This is a genomic window from Methylicorpusculum sp. (genome assembly GCF_030651835.1).
Taxonomy (GTDB): Bacteria; Pseudomonadota; Gammaproteobacteria; order Methylococcales; family Methylomonadaceae; genus Methylicorpusculum.
Genome location: NZ_JAUSBX010000058.1, coordinates 60,053 through 77,818, shown reverse-complemented (window position 1 = coordinate 77,818; position 17,766 = coordinate 60,053). Strand labels below are relative to the sequence as shown.

Here is a 17,766-nt window from a genome sequence, read left to right as displayed (position 1 = left end):
AATTCTCGGCAAAATCGCCAGTGCTCGGCGCGGCCTAACGGGACCCAGGGAGGGGCGCCTTGAGTTGAGCCAAATTGACGATGCGTTCTAAGCAACCAGATAACATATTGATATATTAATTATTTTAATGCGTTTACCCTGAGAAAAGAGGTAGGTATCCCCACAATCTTAACTACAGTGACCTATTTACGCGTCCTTTGAAATCAATCGCCTGCACCTTTAATTCAAAGCGGGCGAGTAGTTAGCATTAGCGACTTGATCAACCTTCAGTCAACACCGGAATCTTGCCTATTTTGGCCTGCCATGCTTTGGGACCGGTGTTATGGACTGAAATACCGTTGGCATCGACGGCTACGGTTACGGGCATGTCTTCCACGACGAACTCGTGTATAGCCTCCATACCCAAATCTGCAAAAGCCACGATGCGGGCCTGGCGTATGGCTTTGGAAACCAGATAAGCCGCCCCGCCTACAGCCATTAAATAAACAGACCGGTGTTTTTTTATAGCCGCAATGGCTTCCGGACCCCGTTCGGCTTTGCCTATCATGCCCAGCAAACCGGTATTGTCCAGCAAGGCACCGGTAAATTTATCCATGCGTGTCGCCGTGGTAGGCCCCGCCGGACCGACTACTTCATCACGCACCGCATCCACCGGGCCGACGTAGTAGATAAATTTATTGGTGAAATCAACCCCCTCCGGCAACGGTTCGCCGCGGTTAAATAAATCGATCAGGCGTTTGTGTGCCGCATCCCGTCCGGTCAGTAAGGTGCCGCTCAATAACAGCGTTTCGCCCGGCTGCCATGACGCGACGTCTTCCCGTGTCACGGTAGCCAGATTAACGCGCTTGGCTGTTTTACCGGCATCCCAGGTCACTTCGGGCCAATCACTTAAACTCGGCGATTCAAGTTTGGCAGGCCCGGAACCGTCCAAAATAAAATGCGCGTGCCGTGTTGCGGCACAATTTGGAATCATTGCGATAGGCAGATTCGCAGCATGCGTCGGAAAGTCACGGATTTTTATATCCAGCACAGTGGTCAGACCACCCAGACCTTGCGCACCTATCCCCAAAGCATTCACTTTTTCGAACAATTCCAGACGCAATTCTTCGACTCTGTTCTGCGGTCCGCGGGCTATCAATTCTTGAATATCGATAGATTCCATGCACGCTTGTTTTGCCAGAATCATTGCTTTTTCAGCCGTACCACCGATACCTATTCCCAAAATACCGGGCGGACACCATCCGGCCCCCATAGTCGGCACCATTTTAAGCACCCAATCGACAATGCTGTCGGAGGGATTGAGCATGGCAAATTTGGATTTGGCTTCCGAGCCTCCGCCTTTGGCGGCGATTTCAACCTCTACCTGATCGCCGGAAACGATTTCCATATGCACAACAGCGGGCGTATTGTCTTTGGTATTAATCCTTTTTCCGGCCGGATCGGACAAAATGGACGCTCTCAAGATATTATCCGGATGCTGATAAGCGCGCCTGACGCCTTCATTAACCATATCGGCCACACTCATGTCGGCTTCCCAGCGCACATTCATCCCGACTTTTAAAAATACAACGACAATGCCGGTATCCTGGCAAATAGGCCGATGCCCCTCCGCACACATTCTAGAATTTATGAGGATTTGAGCAATAGCATCCTTGGCTGCCTGACTTTGCTCTTTTTGATACGCCTCATGCATCGCCTGAATAAAATCTTTGGGATGGTAATAGGAAATAAATTGCAACGCATCAAACACGCTTTGAATAACATCGTCCTGGCGAATAAGAGTCATAGTTAATTCCTTGCTAAGTGAAAATGAGGTTGTTCCCACGCTACTGCGTGAATAGTTGAATTCATCCGGCTCATTTCAGTTTTTGCACAAAATCACTGCTGATACGACAGCCACCGACTTCAGGAAAATCAATGAGACTTTGCTCAAAATCGCGAAAAGCCGGATTCTGGAAAGACAGCCGGGCAATCTTGCCGTTAAGGATTTCATACTCCAGTGCGCCACCTTTAGGCCAGGGCGATCCGTCTTGTGTGGTAAACAGCATCAAACCGATATGACCTAATGGTTTTCCTTGTTCAATTGCAGGCCTTGAACAACTCAGCTCCTTTATTGCAAGCCAGTTGAAAACCTGTTCAACCTGCTGATAAGACAACACAACGCCCTCCCCGGAGATTGCTGTCACACCCAGCAGATTTTCCAGCCCGAAATCACCTAGATTATTTTGCAATAACACCTGACCGTTACCCTCTTTGGCAGTGGCAATCAGCGGATAAATTTGCCGCGCCATTTCGGTTGGATTTTTATTATTGATCACGGCAGTGAGTTGGCGACCAATTGATTGAACCGGCCCCACCACACTCTCCTGTTTGCGCCGCCCCATTAATAGCGTCTCCCAGGTTTTATCGGTATTGACCGGCAAACCCATCTGCGCCATGGCGTCATAATCCTGTTTGGCCAAACAACCCGAAAAGTTCCGTTCTCGATACTGTTGCAGCGTACTCATTTTATAGTCACCCGCTGACAATTTGGCCGCAGGAATCGTATAGTTTTGCCATTCAGTTGAAGAGCCCAGAAAATAAAACAAAACCGCATTGCGATCGTACTTATTGAAACCCAGTTCTCTCAACACTCTTTTTAACTTGCGGCACTGGCTTTCGACTTCGGCGTAGTTCTTCCAATCTGGCTGAAGATTGGGCTTATCAGCCGAATCCACTTTATCAATCAGTGTTTTTAAATCGATACTGCCCTTTGCGGTTCGAATGGGCGATCGCCATAGCTCATCGAGACTGAGATCCTGGGCATTAGGCACATTTAACGAGGGGTTTTTCAGCAGCAGCGTTCTGCGTAATTCCGGATAGACTTTGAGTTCACCCAATAATTTGGGCTCGGAACTCAATATCTTGGTTGCACCGTCGGCCACTTCATAAACCGGCAAACGGGTTTCATTCAATATCACTTCTTTACCTGACAAACGAACCAGCGATTGAAGGTTGTGGGTTTCACTGCTTACTTTTGCCGCCGAGGGAACCGTCTGAGCCGGTACAGGAACTTGGGCACCAAATACCGGTGCACCTTGAACCCACTCATTAGCCATTTTACCCATCACGGCCACGCCAAGACCGACACCGGTTATGGCCAGTAAATTAGTCGTCGTATTGACATCGCCGAGTAATTTGGTCACGTTCGTATCGCTCTGATTACTGGTCACAAAACTGTAATCGATGGCCGTTTCCTTACTTAAATCCAGTCTTAACCAGGGCGTTAATGCGGCTTTACGGGTCTCAAGGTTAAAATTACACTTGCCTGTACCCGCTTTGTAAACCAATGCAGTCACATCCTGCTGAAAATTAACCGCCTCGTTTTTGACCTTAAAAATGACTGCAGCAGACGTTTCATTGGTCTCATAGCTCGGCCCGATATCCGTGCAGCCCGCTTTTAAAGCATTGTCGCCTTTTAATTCGAATTCAGACATCAGCTGAACATAATAATCGTCGCCATCTTCTGAAGAGATACCTTCCGAAGGTGCGAGAGAGCTGGCTTTGGGCACTGGATAATCAAGAGCCAGCTGTCTTGATGTGGTACAGCCGCCTAAAACAACAACACCCATAACTAAATAGTGTAAAAATCTAAATTTACTACGCCACATGCTTTAACCTTGTTTCAGAGAAACATTACCCGAAAAGAGATGAACACCATCACCGCTTTAACCGGTTGCTTTAAAAACTACAAACTTGGCATTGCCGGCAACCAATGACACCTGCCTGAAAAGGGTTTTCAGTGTCTGTTGATAGCCTAAGTGCCGATTGCCAATCACCCACAAAGCGCCTTTTTTATTCAGTACTTGCCTGGCTTGCTTAAACATCCGTACCGCAATCATATCGCCCACCGCATGTTGTTGATGAAAGGGTGGATTACAAAGAATAACGTCCGCTGAACCGGGCTTAAATTCATTTAAACAATCGCCCGCCCTGAATGTTGCGGCGGCACTGTGACCGAATGCCGCGAGAAAATTTTCTCTTGCCGATGCAACCGCCATATAGGATTCATCGACAAAATGAATGACCGCTCCGGGATTTTTTGCAGCTGCCATCAGACCGATCACACCGTTACCGCAGCCCAAATCAATAATATCACTGGCATCCGGCCACTGAGCCAGTTGCTCAAGAAAAAATCGAGCGCCTATATCCAGACGTTCCCTTGAAAATACATTGGCATGATTGACGATATCAAAATCAGTACCTTCCAGTTTATAACAACCGGGATAAGGATTAACCCGCACAGGCAGCCGGAAGTCAGGCTTTACAGCAATCAGGCGTGCTTTCTTCCAGGCCAGTGAGGTCGTCGTAGGTCCTATCAGCGTTTCCAGCAAGGTCCATATCGAAGCGGTTAACGCCTTGAACATACCGGCAACGATCAGTCTCGTGGCGGGTTTCAGCAATGGCCGCAAGCCGATTAATTGATGTTCCAGCAGCGCTAATGTCTTGGGCGCTTTAATCAGAATCAAATCGAACAGACCGGGAGGTTGATTCAGACTTGTTAAAAAAGTCACCGCATCCTGCGACCTGCTGTTGGTATCCAGATTGTTCCTGCTGGCCTGATGGCTGAGATAAGAATCGGACCAAACCACTGGCGCATAAGGCTGTAGAGCTACTGTCAAAGCTCCAAAAGCATCATTGATGATCAAAATACGAGACTCCGCTTCAGGCAAGCCGTGCTGATCCAATTCATTCAGCAACAACTCATCTGCCGCATCCCAGGCTCTTAACAGCTCATTCCTTCTGGCGGGCAAACGGCATAACACAAAACGTCCCTGGGGAACAGTCATCAGATTATCCACATTACTTTCCAACTGCTTCACAACCACCATTAACACCTTGAAATTTTCCGGCTATTATAACTCACCGCCGCGAAACGCCGATATCAAGATACGGTTTACGCGAGCCTCTGAGCCGGATAATAAACCTGATGACATGCGAAGACTCTCCCATTCAAAATCCTGATGACTTACTACTGGATCAACTCTGTCACAATTTGGCCGAACAAGGCTGGGGCGTCCTTTTTGATTTTTTCTCACCCGTCTTGATTGAAGACCTTCGAAACGAAGTGATAAACCACGCCGGATCAACCGGTTTGACTGAAGCCGGGATAGGACGCGGCCATGACTTTATGGTCGATCCGTCGGTAAGAAGCGATCAAACCCGCTGGTTATCCGGCGAGACAGCCGCACAAAGCCTTTATTTGAAACAGATGGAGCATTTGCGCCAGGGTATCAATAGACGACTTTTTTTAGGACTGGCTGTTTTTGAAGGCCATTTTGCGCTTTATGAGCCCGGATCGTTTTATGCCAAACATAAAGACAGCTTTAGAGGCGCCGCTAATCGGGTCTTGAGCACCGTCACCTACTTGAATCCAGACTGGAATGACAAGGACGGCGGCCAGTTGATTCTTTTCGATCCGGAGTCCGGCGCTGAAACAGCTCGCATCAAACCCGAAGCCGGTACTTTGGCGGTCTTTCTCAGCGAAGAAATCGCTCATGAAGTCCTCATATCTCATGCGCAACGATTCAGTATCGCCGGCTGGTTTAGAGTAGGTAATAAACTTTCAGTCTGATTCAGACACCTTTTGGAAAATTACGACAACTGCTTGATTTTTTCGCGCGTTTCATGGATTGGCCGAAGTTTTAGGTTCATTTAAGCCAGGCTTGATTATAGAATGACAGAAAGAAACTCAAAGACACAATTAATGATGGAAACCATGCAACTGACGGTGGGTAAAAAATTTGATCACGACATACCTGATGAAGGTATGAGCATCATTCTGGTCAATGGCGCACCGTTGCTGACTTTTAATTTTTCAGTTACTCAAAAGCATGTTGACTGCTTTTTGAACGGCCCAACTTCATTTGGCTTATTTAACGAAAACAATACATTGTTTTTTTTGTTCAAAATCGAAAATTTTCTGGACTGGTCGGATCTTGCCTTTACCATCCATTTGGCCGGCGATGAAAAAGTGGAAGACAACGAAGGGTATCTGCCTTTTCATTTGGTGTTAGTGGAATCGAAAACCAGCATCATCAAAGGCTTAAGAGTGGTTACCGTATCACCGGCTTTCAGGGCTTTGCTGAGCCGGATAACGCAGCAACAGGCTAACGAAAAATTCGATACGATCACCTATTACAAAAAAATAGGTGCGGCCTACAGGGCCAATCCATCTGCGAGCGACATGCTAAAAAAAGCGCTCATCATCGAAAAAGGCGGCGTGACCTTACCCAAATGAATAAAGCCATTCATCGTTCACGCCTATCTGATCCAAAAAACGTCCAGTTTATAGAAGATACCGAGGAATATTTTGCGAGTACGGCAAAATGGATGCCAAAGCACCTCCAGAGAGGTTTACGGTAACCCTCAACAGGCACTTTCTGCACCTTATATAAAGTCGAACGCATTTTCACCGTGAAAAGAGTATCAGGAAAAAAATTGCACTTAACCGTTTTTACTGAAAAAGCCAGACCTAATCTGTTATAGAGATACATCCAGTTGATGGGCTTTTAAACCCCAACTGAACAGACTGGCAAAACGTTTGTTACCTTGGCGAATTCGGGGCAACATCATGGTTATCCAATAATAAAGAAGGTTGAACCCTATTTCGGGATGATCCTGCAAAAAAACCTTAAGCTTTGCCGCATCAATCACCGCGAGTTCACAGGGGGTAATTGTCTTGACAGACGCACTGTGCGGTTCTTCATCAAAAAAACAGGAATGCGCAAATTCTTCCCCATCAAATAATTCGCATAGCCCCGAGAGCATATTCCTGGATTCTGAAATCTGGACCTGGGTACAGACCGAAACCTTACCGCTCAGAATCGCATATATTTCATGACCGGTCTCGCCTTCCAAAATCACTAATTGTTCAGCTTCTAATTTCATTTTGTACCAATTTTCCCCCTCATAAAATCCTGGATGATTCAGTAACGATTTTAGGGAATGGTAATGATGCGCAGCCGTCATAAATTTGGACTCAATCAAAAAAAGTGAAATATGTGAACTTGTTAACATTATCAGTATAATTTTTAAATCAACCCGCCGCAAATGCCTGTGAAATTCAAGAGGAAACACCATTACAGGTTTGCCAACAGCAAGAAACGGGCGTTACAATGGCCCGGCCCTTTATAAGGCATATCCCGATGGGCCGTAACATGCGAGTATTCCGGCTCCGGAGACACGTAGACTGAAGTTCATCAAAGATAAAAACAACTGACTTCAGCCGCATCAAAGCAAAATAAAGTTACGCAACTTTTTGGAGAATCCTATGAAAAAATCAGTTTTTCTTGCCACTTTGGCCTTATCCGCTTCAGCCGTTTTATTTTCAGGCGCAGCAAGTGCTAATGAAGTTTTTGACAAAAACTGCGCGTCTTGCCATAAAGGCGGGGGAAATATTATGAACCCAGCTAAAACCTTGATGAAAGACAGCCTTGATAAAAACGGCGTTGCAACAGTAGATGCAGTAAAAGCGATTGTCACTAACGGCAAGGCACCAATGCCCGCTTTTAAAGCCTCACTGGATGAAAAACAAATTGAAAGCGTATCCGCTTATGTTATAGAACAAGCTGAAAAAGGCTGGAAATAATCGCACCATCATCAATGCTCTTACAGTCTGAAACTGAACGATTAGGTTTTCAAGCCAGATACTGTCAACAGCGTTAATCAGTCTATTCACGGCAGAATGTTTGCCGTGGATAGCAACCTGCACAACAACAGTCATTTACCCCGTTCTTAAATGCCGAATCCAAATTCCGAGTATGCCAGATCTGACTCCGAGAGCGTCCTGGAACGCTGGGGGGTTAAATATTTCCATCGCCTCTCCGGAAAACTGAACAAAGAACGAGTAAATAAGACCCTGGATGCCAGCCTTTTTGACGATAGCATTCGGCACTTTTTATCCGTACTGATTACTGACTATGCCGCAATCATAGCCTTTTGTATCGGTGCGGCCACTACCATTCCGACGGTACTGGTGGAATGGTTTTATTTTGATTCGCTGGACTTTTACGCGTACATTTTCTTGCAGCTTGGCGTTGCCTTGCTCTCGTTAATCATTGAATTGACCTTACTGTTCTGGCTGGGCTTAAAAACTGTTCACAGTATCGCCTGCTTAAGCCACTCCCAACCTGCCGAAAGCGATCCTTTGTTACCCGGCAACGACACAGTTGCCAATTTGCTGGCTCGCGCGGCTTTGGAATTACCGGATCCGGTCATCCGCTATTTGGGAATCGATCCTTTAAAATATGTTTCCAAACCCAAATTACTGATTATCGGTCTTCTTTATAAAGCCAAAGTGATTTTAACCAGCGTCGCGGTCAAATTTTTGTTGACGCGAATGGGCGGAAAATTAGGCTTGAGAAGCAGTTTCAGCTGGATAGCAATCCCGATCACCGGCATATGGGATGCCATCGTTATCTACAAAGTCGTTCGCGAAGCCCGGCTTAGAATCTTCGGACACAGCCTGGTGCAATATATCAGTCAGGAAATATTGACACAGAAGGTTATGGATAACCTTTCAACCCAGGCCCAGGAAGGCGCAATCCGAGCCATTGCGACCATGATGGTATTGACCCAAAATCACCACCCGAACATGTTGATGCTAATCTACCGGTTTAATAGTTGCTTTAACCTGGATCAGCAAGGTGACTACGATGACTGGCCTCTTTTTTTAGCGTTGCTGGAGCAACTGCCGGCTGAAGAACGTTTTTTTCTTTTGGACCTGCTCTGCCTCGCGGCCGCATTTGATGGCCATCTGTCCAAAATGGAAAAGCAAGAGCTACCCAAAGCTTTTGGCGACTACACAGCCGTTTATATGCAGCGCATCGAGTACTTAAAAAACCATTTACTGAATGGCGAGCTAGTTGCCGCTCAATCCCTGTGCCAGTTAAATTTCAGGCCCGATAACCAATAAATCAAGTGTGGGCACGCTTGATCAGATTCTCATTTAATCTGCCGAAAAAAAATTGTCCATCACAAATAAAAAAATTTAGCGTGTAACTGAACTCTGAAAAAAACAGACTGTCTTTCAATTTGGAGATAGTAAGAAATGCCCGGTTAATGCTGTATGGAGTTTTGTACCGTTATTGGCCGGGCTTTTCTGTTACAGGGGTCTTAAATCACCCTAAAAGCCCTGCTTTTAACGTGGAATCGTGGCTTTTTTCAAGCGGTCATTGATAGCTCGCCAATCCTCATTCTCGGGGGGTTGCTCAACGACAATAATATCCAGATTCAAATGATCCAATTGCCGTAAGGCCGCATATAACAACTGCGCATAAGGCTCAGGTTTCAATGGCGCCTGCATGACATGAAGATTTTCTGTTTCGGCAAATATTGATTTGTACAGCAAAACCCCCACAGATTGCCCTTCCGACGTTAATTCGTAAAGCATTTCATCCAAACGCTCTGAATGACAGCGTATCGCAGGGGTTACCGGCGCATAGTGAACGGCCAAAAGGCCGGGTGCTCGTAAGCCGGGTTTATTCTCATCAGGGAATGATACTTCCATCTGAAGTGCCGTCTGCAACTCTTCCCGACTGATATGGCCGGGCCTGATCAAAACCGGACGTTTCCCGCTGAGATCGATGATTGTCGATTCAACCCCCACCTGACAGTTGCCGCCATCCAGGATCATATCGACTTCATCGCCCAACTCTTCTTCGACATGATCTGCGCAAGTAGGACTGATGCGGCAGAAACGGTTTGCCGAGGGCGCCGCGATACCGCCGCCAAAAAGGCGCAGCAGATACAACGCAACCGGATGATTGGGAACCCGCAGGCCTATGGTCTGCTGCCCGCCGGTAACAACCTGCGGTACATGGGCTTGTTTTTTTAAAATTATCGCCAAAGGTCCGGGCCAGAACTCCTGGGCCAACTTAAAAGCGGCGTCAGGGATATCAATGGCCCAGTCATTTAATTGATGACTGTAAGCAAGATGAACAATCAGAGGATGATCGGCAGGCCGTCCTTTGGCGCTAAAAATCCGCTGTACCGCCCCAGCATTGCCAGCGTCTGCGCCCAAGCCATAGACGGTTTCGGTAGGAAATGCGACCAAGCCGCCCTGCTTTAATAATTCCGCCGCACGTTCAATTGCTACCGAACTGGCTCTGATCGGTCTCATTAATTAGCGAGCCAGGATTCAGCTGGACTGCTTGGTACACAGATTTTGACGAACCGCATCATTCAGGCACAATTTCTATCAGCACTTCATTGGGATTAGCCGGCTCACCTTTAACCACATGAACGGCTTTGACGACACCGGCAATTGGTGCAGTGATTTCGGTTTCCATTTTCATCGCTTCGGTAACCAACACCGCCTGTCCTGCATCAACTTTTTGCCCGTGTTTAACCAGCACTTCAAGAATATTACAGGGCATGCTGACTACCACATCACCAGGCTCACTGGGGCGGCGGCGTTTGCTGGAAATACTGCCTTGAACCGCGCCTTGTGTTCCGCCATCGAGCACGATTTCATCCAGCGTTTCGACAACAATCTCTTCAGGCACGCCATCGACCATGAAATAGAAGTGACGCAGCGTTTGATTCTTAGGCCCGGCTCCAGTCACTTTGATGTGGTAAGCCTCTCCGTGCAACGCGACATTAAATTCGGTAGGAGCAGTTTTTGAGCCCGTTTCAACAGGTTCTTCAAGTTCCAAAGGCTCTGCAACCAAATGATCAGTGGAACGTAATTCCAAAAATTGTTTGCCGATTTCAGGGAACATGGCATAGCTCAATACGTCCTCATCATTTTTGGCCAGATGGGCAATTTCCTGACGCAGATGTTCGAATTCAGGTTTAAGCAAATCAGCCGGACGGCAATCGATCAAGTCTTCTTTGCCGATGGCCTTATGTTGTAATTCCTTGTTCACAGGCGCGGGAGATTTGCCGTATCCACCTTGTAAATAACGCTTCACTTCGTTAGAAATAGTGTCATAGCGCTTCCCCGTCAGGATATTCAATACCGCCTGAGTTCCGACGATTTGAGAAGTCGGTGTTACCAAAGGAGGATAACCCAGGTCTTCACGTACCTTGGGAATTTCTCGGTAAACTTCTTCGATGCGATCCAGCGCATTACGCTCTTTCAACTGGTTGGCCAGATTCGAAATCATGCCTCCGGGCACCTGAAAAACATGAACCCGCGTATCCACACCGGTAAATTCACTTTCAAAGCGGCGGTATTTTTTTCTTATATTGGCAAAATAGGCATTTGCCGCTTCCAGTTTATCCAAATCCAGACCGGTATCATAAGGTGTGCCGCGAAGCGCGGTCACCAAACTCTCCGTGGGCGGATGACTGGTGCCGCCGGACCATGAGGATAAAGCCGTATCGACATGATCACATCCTGCCTCAATGGCTTTAAGCTGGCACATTTCCGCCAAACCGGATGTCGCATGCGTATGTAAATGCAGCGGTAAATCCAGTGCGTCTTTAAGCGCTTTGACCAAGTCGCTGGCAGCAAAAGGCGTCAGCAGTCCGGCCATGTCTTTTATCGCAATCGAATCACAACCCAATTCTGCCAACGCTTTTCCCAAAGTCACAAAACTTTTGACATCATGCACCGGACTGGTGGTGTAACAAATGGTTCCCTGCGCATGCTTGCCGGTAGCTTTGGTCACTTCGATAGCGGTTTGAAGATTTCTGACATCGTTCAACGCGTCAAAAATACGGAATACGTCCATTCCGTTAGCTGCCGCTCGCTCTATGAATGCTTTAACAACATCATCGGAATAATGACGATAGCCCAGCAAATTTTGTCCGCGCAATAACATCTGCAAGCGAGTTTTAGGCAAAGCGGTCCTAAGCTTGCTGAGCCGCTCCCAAGGATCTTCTTTCAGAAAACGCAGACAGGCATCAAAGGTCGCCCCGCCCCAACATTCCAAGGACCAATAGCCGATATTATCGAGCATCTCGCATGCGGGTAGCATGTCCTCAGTGCGCAGCCGCGTTGCAATCAATGATTGGTGAGCATCGCGAAGTATAACGTCAGTAATGTGTACTTTTTGCATCGGGTGTTCCTAGGAAAAACGGATTCAAAGACCAGTATGCGCTGCCATGGCTGCAGCAATTACGCTGGCCAATACTTCTGGCCTGGGTTTTAATGAATAATTGACCAGTTCGGGATGACTTTCGACAAAACTGGTATTGAAACGGCCGGATCGAAACTCAGGGTGGCTCAAAATTTTCAAATAATAAGGGATCGTCGTTTTAATGCCGAACAAGCCCATATCTTTAAGTGCCCTTTCCCCGCGTTTGATGGCATCCTCCCAAGTATGCGCATTGACAATCACTTTAGCCAGCATGGAGTCATAAAATGGAGGAACTTCATAGCCGGTATAGATAGCCGTATCAGTTCGCACTCCCGGTCCGCCCGGCGCGTAATAACGGGAAATATGTCCGAAACTGGGTAAAAAACTATTTTTCGGGTCTTCGGCATTGACGCGAAACTGAATGGCGTAGCCCCTGCGTTTGATTTCCTCTTGCTTGAAACGCAAAGGTAAACCGGCGGCAACCCGGATTTGTTCTTCGACAATATCCACGCCAGTAATGGTTTCAGTAATGGTATGCTCGACCTGAACGCGGGTGTTCATTTCCATAAAGTAAAAACGATCCTTGTCATCCAGCAAGAACTCTACTGTCCCCGCATTGGTATAACCCACCGCTTTGGCCGCCAATACGGCAAGCCCCCCGATATACTGGCGCTGAGCTTCATCGAGCTGGGGCGAGGGAGCAATTTCTATCAGCTTTTGATTACGACGCTGAATGGAACAATCACGTTCGTAAAGATGAATGGTGTTTCCGTGATGATCGCCCAGCACCTGCACTTCAATATGCCTTGGATTGACGACACACTTTTCCAAAAACACATCGGCACTTCCAAAAGCTTTGGTCGCCTCGGAAATAACCCTATCGTAGTTTTGCAGCAATTCCTGTTGGCTATCACAGCGGCGAATACCTCGCCCCCCGCCGCCGGACGTCGCTTTCAACATGATCGGATAACCGATTTGTTCCGCTATGGACAGTGCTTCTTCGACATTGACAACATTGCCTTCTGAACCGGGAGTCACCGGAATACCGGCTTTAATCATTGCTTTACGGGCTTCGGTTTTATCGCCCATGCGATGAATGACATCGGACTCCGGGCCTATAAAAATCAAGCCACGGTCTTTACAGATCTTAGCAAAAAGTGCATTTTCAGACAAAAATCCATAACCCGGATGAATGGCATCGCAACCCGTTGAAGCAGCGAGGTTGACTAAGGCATGTGGATTAAGATAACCGGCAAGAGGCTCACTCCCTATGCAGTAGGATTCATCCGCCTTTTTGACATGCAGCGCAAAACGGTCAGCCTCTGAATAGATTGCTACCGAGCGGATGCCCATTTCTGCGCAGGCCCTGATAATTCTGACAGCAATTTCGCCGCGATTAGCGATAAGAATTTTGCGTAACATAACAGCTGGACACCCCGTTAATGATAGTAATTTTGTAACTGTTCAGCTGAACAATAATACGAAATTGATGGACCCTGTAGGTTGTGGTTGGCAATAGTCAACCCAACACTTCAAGGTCATGGCGTTAATTGTTGGATTTCGAAAAAGCATCAACTACCTACGCTGAATAATTACGTAATTTTAAGCATAAGCCAGTTAGCAACTTAAATACATTTAATTATTTTAACGGAATAGTTAAATAAAACTAAATGATAAAAGCATTGATGACGCCGCTAACCCTTCTACCGCATAACCGCTGTTAGCCCACTAAATTTACTAAAGATATAAAAAAAACAGGCTATTGCGGCAATCCTTCATTCACTTTTACTATAAACGCTCCTCTAATGGGCGTTAGATTGAAGCTCTCTAACAGGATAACACTTTGAACATTCCAGTTCTTTTAACATTGTTTAATTATTGTTAATGAACCTAGCTTGCTTCGAACTTCCTTCGCTATATCTTAACCCTAAGTTATCGATAAAGCTGCTCCACTTCATCCAACATAATCTGTCCATTAGCGACAATAAATTTGATAAATGCATCGGCAACCGGTGAAAGCTGCTTGCCTTTCCGGTAAACAACATACCAAGACCGCACATCAGGAAACCCCTGTACATCCAACTGCTTTAAAAAACCCGTTTTCAATTCCAGCCACACACAGTGACGGGAGAGAATGGAAATACCCAAACGCGCCAGAACGCCTTGTTTGATCGCCTCACTGCTGCCCAGCTCCATTGCCACTTTCATGGCCGCATTATGGGAACTGAAATACTGCTCAACCGCCATCCGGGTTCCTGAACCACTTTCCCTGATTAAAAAAGGCTGCTGCAAAAGCTGTTCAAAGGCTATATTTTTGACCTTCACCAAGGGGTGATCCGGTGAAGCAATAACTATCAGAGGATTATCCAGAAAATCGATGGCCTTTATATCAAAAGCATCGGGCACGTGGGCCATAATCACCAAATCATCGGCATTGTTTTCCAGACGCTCCAGTATTCGGGTGCGATTGGCAACGATCATGTTGAATTCTACATTAGGATAAACCCTTTGAAAGGCACCAAACAAATGCGGCATGAAATATTTGGCACTGGTTACGATGGCGATACTCAGCTTTCCCGCCATACCCCCACGCAGTTGCGTGAAACGCATATCCAGATGATTCAGTTCGTCAAATATGCGGTGGCAGACTTGCTGAAGCTCCAAGCCCGGCGAGGTCAGGTATTTTTTCTTGCCGATCTGCTCAAACAGACTGACGCCCAAGGACTCTTCCAGAATTTTAAGCTGAATACTCAAGGCTGGAGGACTCAAATTCAACGCCTCGGCTGCCGCTTTAAAACTGGGCATTCTAGCGGCCGCATCGAAGAGTTGTAATTGATGTAAAGTAATCCGCATCGGCATTATTAAGCCATCAAAAGAAAAGTGGTTTGACAGTCATTCTATGCCATAACGTTTGCGTTTTCGCCAAAATGTAACGCGACTCATACCCAGCATGCCGGCCGCAGCCTCAACTGATCCTGAAGACCGTTTAAGTGCCTCACGGATAGCATCCTCTTCATTTTTCGCCGCAATGACAGGTGTCTGCGCGCTAGGTTCCGGCTTAGCCGCTTCCCTGAATTCGGGGGGTAACTCACTCAATCTCAAACAAGATCCCCGTCCCACCGCAAATGCGTATTCTATTATATTATGTAATTCCCTGATATTACCCGGCCAGTGATAATCCAGCAAAACCCGCATTGCCTGTGGATCAATTTTTTCAATTTTTCTGAAATTTTGGGCGTTGTGTAATCGGATGAAATGCCACAGCAAAAGAGGAATATCTTCTCTTCTTTCACGCAGAGAAGGCAAAAATATAGGCACAACCCGCAAGCGGTACATTAAATCTTCACGGAATTGGCCGGACTTTACCTCTTCTCGAAGGGAGCGATGGGTAGCCGCAACCAGACGCACATCCACATCCAGCAATCGGTCCCCGCCAACCGGATAGTAATTTCTTTCCTGAATGACTCGTAATAATTTGGCTTGAAGCTCCAATGGCAGTTCTGCCACTTCGTCCAAAAACAGCGTGCCACCTTTGGCTCTTTGAAATAACCCAGGATGATCTTTGATGGCACCGGTAAAAGCACCTCGAACATGGCCAAATAATTCGCTTTCCAGCAAGTTTGCAGACAAGGCCGCGCAATTGATGGCTAAAAAAGGTGCCTGCCTGCGCAAACTGAGATCATGAATTGCCCGGGCCACCAATTCCTTGCCGGAACCGCTTTCACCTCTGACTAGAACGGTGGCTTCGGTTTGAGCCGCATTCTGTATAATCTGAAACACCGCCTCCATTGCAGGCGACCGGCTAATAATGCCATGAAAGTTTTGAGTGGATTCAACTGGCTTGAGGACTGCTTGTTTTTCAGCGTCAACGTCCCGCTCAACCAGGATCCATGCAACAGCGCCGGCCAATTGACCATTGAGTCCTAAAAGTCCTCGCGTTCTAACCGTCAGTTGAATGGTTTTACCGGCTTTAGATTGAAACTCGACCGACCGGATTAAAACCTCATCCGGATAATCAAGCGGACAAGAAATAGGTGATGGCAGCCCTAAAAGATCAGCTTGCATGAACCCGGTTAACTCCTCAAGTGCCTGATTCCAGAACATAACACGGCCTGCTTTATCAACGGCATAAAAAGGCGGATCGTTGAATAATTCAAGCAATCGTGCCAGAAGTTCGGCATCATTGAATTGCGCCAGCCAGGTTAAAAAGGACTCATTCATTTACGAGGAATCATCATTAATTTTGCATCCGGTAAAGTTAAAGGCCCCAGTTAATCAAGCGGCATTAAATCACTTTTGAAAATGCCATATTCTTTTTAGCCAGATACCGGTCAAAAATCATACAGATATTGCGAATCAACAAACGTCCTGCCGGTAAGACCTTGATGCCGGATGATGAAACAACCAGCAATCCATCAGCCTGCATGTTTTCCAAATCGTGTAATTCCTTTGCAAAATAGTCACCAAATACAATCGCAAACTGTTGTTCGATAGTGCCGAAATTTAATTCAAAATGGCAAATTAATTGAGTGATGACTTCCCGGCGGATTTTGTCGTCCTGATTTAACACTACGCCCTTAAATACCGGCAATTGAGCCCGGCTCAAGGCTTGCGCATAGGTTTCCAGGTCTTTGGCATTCTGGATATAGGCATCCCCCACCCGTCCAATCGAGGTCATGCCCAAACCGATCAAATCGCAATCGGAATGGGTGGAATAGCCTTGAAAGTTTCGGTAAAGCTTGCCTTCGCGCTGAGCAATGGCCAATTCGTCATCCGGTTTGGCAAAATGATCCATACCGATATAGACATATCCAGCCTCTGTCAGGCGTTGAATTACTGTTTGTAAAATTGCCAGCTTGACTTCAGCCGAAGGCAAATCGGCTTCATTGATTTGCCGCTGGGTCTTAAAACGCTGCGGCAAGTGCGCATAATTGAACACCGAGAATCGATCCGGCTCGACCGCCAATATTTTATCCAGCGTGACCGAAAAACTTTGTACCGTCTGTAAAGGCAGCCCATAGATCAAGTCAATACTGGCTGATCTAAAACCTTCCTTGCGGGCAGCCGCTAAAACTGCAAAGGTTTCCTGCTCGGATTGAATCCGATTGACCGCTTTTTGCACATTTACGTCAAAATCCTGCAATCCCAAACTGATGCGATTAAAGCCTAGCCGCCTGAGTTCAGCAATTGTGCTGTCATTGGTTTCTCTAGGATCGACTTCTATTGAATACTGACCTTCATCATCGGATCTAAAATGAAAATGCATACGCAGTGCGTTCATCAATGCCTGCATTTGAGCATTGCTTAAAAAAGTCGGCGTTCCTCCGCCCCAATGCAACTGATCGACGATCCGCTTACGGTCAAAAAGAGCGCCTTGCAAGGCAATTTCCTTTATCAAGTTCTGCAGATAAGGCTCGGCATGTTGCCGGTTGTTAGTAATAATTTTGTTGCAGGCGCAATAAAAGCAGACGGTATCGCAAAATGGGATGTGAACATACAAAGACAGCGGTCCGCCTCTGGCGTTGGACAGTTCGATTTGGCGCAGATAATCCTGCTCTCCAAACCCGTCATGCAGTTCCAACGCAGTTGGATAAGAGGTGTAACGCGGTCCAGCTGTATCGTAACGATTGATTAAATCGCTGTCGAAAGTCAGATTTTGATTCATTTGCCTGTAATATTTTTTTGAGCTATGCGTTGC

General features: G+C 46.8%; 14 protein-coding genes. 4 read left to right on the top strand and 10 right to left on the bottom strand.

All coding sequences use genetic code 11. The features are described from left to right. Nucleotides 1–259: 259 nt before the first annotated feature. From Q7V32_RS07860 to Q7V32_RS07850, 3 genes are all read right to left on the bottom strand, one after another. A complete protein-coding gene (locus Q7V32_RS07860; protein WP_304896426.1) occupies nt 260–1,786 on the bottom strand; it encodes a fumarate hydratase in 1,527 nt (508 codons plus the stop codon). Between the two features lie 70 nt (nt 1,787–1,856). Beyond that, nucleotides 1,857–3,650, bottom strand: coding sequence for a hypothetical protein (locus Q7V32_RS07855; protein WP_304896425.1), 1,794 nt, complete (start codon nt 3,648–3,650; stop codon nt 1,857–1,859). A gap of 57 nt (nt 3,651–3,707) precedes the next feature. After that, nucleotides 3,708–4,829, bottom strand: coding sequence for a methyltransferase (locus tag Q7V32_RS07850; RefSeq protein ID WP_304896424.1), 1,122 nt, complete (start codon nt 4,827–4,829; stop codon nt 3,708–3,710). Nucleotides 4,830–4,969: 140 nt separating this feature from the next. Between Q7V32_RS07850 and Q7V32_RS07845 the strand changes: the two genes are divergently transcribed. Together Q7V32_RS07845 and Q7V32_RS07840 are read left to right on the top strand one after the other, a co-directional pair. After that, entirely contained in the window at nt 4,970–5,614 is a 645-nt protein-coding gene (locus Q7V32_RS07845; RefSeq protein ID WP_304896423.1) for a 2OG-Fe(II) oxygenase, read from the top strand. A gap of 102 nt (nt 5,615–5,716) precedes the next feature. Further along, entirely contained in the window at nt 5,717–6,280 is a 564-nt protein-coding gene (locus tag Q7V32_RS07840; RefSeq protein WP_304896422.1) for a hypothetical protein, read from the top strand. 242 nt (nt 6,281–6,522) lie between these two features. On the opposite strand, the gene Q7V32_RS07835 is transcribed toward Q7V32_RS07840, so the two are convergent. Further along, the gene (locus Q7V32_RS07835; protein ID WP_304896421.1) at nt 6,523–6,930 is read right to left on the bottom strand and encodes a cyclic nucleotide-binding domain-containing protein; all 408 of its coding nucleotides are present in this window, start codon (nt 6,928–6,930) and stop codon (nt 6,523–6,525) included. 382 nt (nt 6,931–7,312) lie between these two features. On the opposite strand from Q7V32_RS07835, the gene Q7V32_RS07830 reads away from it, so the two are divergent. Both Q7V32_RS07830 and Q7V32_RS07825 read left to right on the top strand, forming a co-directional pair. Then, nucleotides 7,313–7,630 carry a c-type cytochrome gene (locus Q7V32_RS07830; protein WP_304896420.1) on the top strand — a complete coding sequence of 106 codons (318 nt, stop codon included), beginning with the start codon at nt 7,313–7,315 and terminating at the stop codon, nt 7,628–7,630. Nucleotides 7,631–7,780: 150 nt separating this feature from the next. Then, complete coding sequence (locus Q7V32_RS07825) at nt 7,781–8,956, top strand: hypothetical protein (protein ID WP_304896419.1); 1,176 nt, start codon at nt 7,781–7,783, stop codon at nt 8,954–8,956. Between the two features lie 225 nt (nt 8,957–9,181). On the opposite strand, the gene Q7V32_RS07820 is transcribed toward Q7V32_RS07825, so the two are convergent. The 6 genes from Q7V32_RS07820 to hemN form a co-directional block, all read right to left on the bottom strand. Next, the gene (locus tag Q7V32_RS07820) at nt 9,182–10,162 is read right to left on the bottom strand and encodes an L-threonylcarbamoyladenylate synthase (protein ID WP_304896418.1); all 981 of its coding nucleotides are present in this window, start codon (nt 10,160–10,162) and stop codon (nt 9,182–9,184) included. Between the two features lie 58 nt (nt 10,163–10,220). Then, a complete protein-coding gene (oadA, locus tag Q7V32_RS07815; protein ID WP_304896417.1) occupies nt 10,221–12,047 on the bottom strand; it encodes a sodium-extruding oxaloacetate decarboxylase subunit alpha in 1,827 nt (608 codons plus the stop codon). A 24-nt stretch (nt 12,048–12,071) separates the two neighbouring features. Next, entirely contained in the window at nt 12,072–13,490 is a 1,419-nt protein-coding gene (locus Q7V32_RS07810) for an acetyl-CoA carboxylase biotin carboxylase subunit (protein ID WP_304896416.1), read from the bottom strand. Between the two features lie 510 nt (nt 13,491–14,000). After that, nucleotides 14,001–14,921 (bottom strand): LysR family transcriptional regulator, encoded by a 921-nt coding sequence (locus tag Q7V32_RS07805; protein WP_304896415.1) that lies wholly within the window; start codon nt 14,919–14,921, stop codon nt 14,001–14,003. Between the two features lie 39 nt (nt 14,922–14,960). Beyond that, entirely contained in the window at nt 14,961–16,289 is a 1,329-nt protein-coding gene (locus Q7V32_RS07800) for a sigma-54-dependent Fis family transcriptional regulator (protein ID WP_304896414.1), read from the bottom strand. Nucleotides 16,290–16,353: 64 nt separating this feature from the next. Continuing rightward, the gene (gene hemN, locus Q7V32_RS07795) at nt 16,354–17,733 is read right to left on the bottom strand and encodes an oxygen-independent coproporphyrinogen III oxidase (RefSeq protein ID WP_304896413.1); all 1,380 of its coding nucleotides are present in this window, start codon (nt 17,731–17,733) and stop codon (nt 16,354–16,356) included. Nucleotides 17,734–17,766 lie beyond the last annotated feature (33 nt).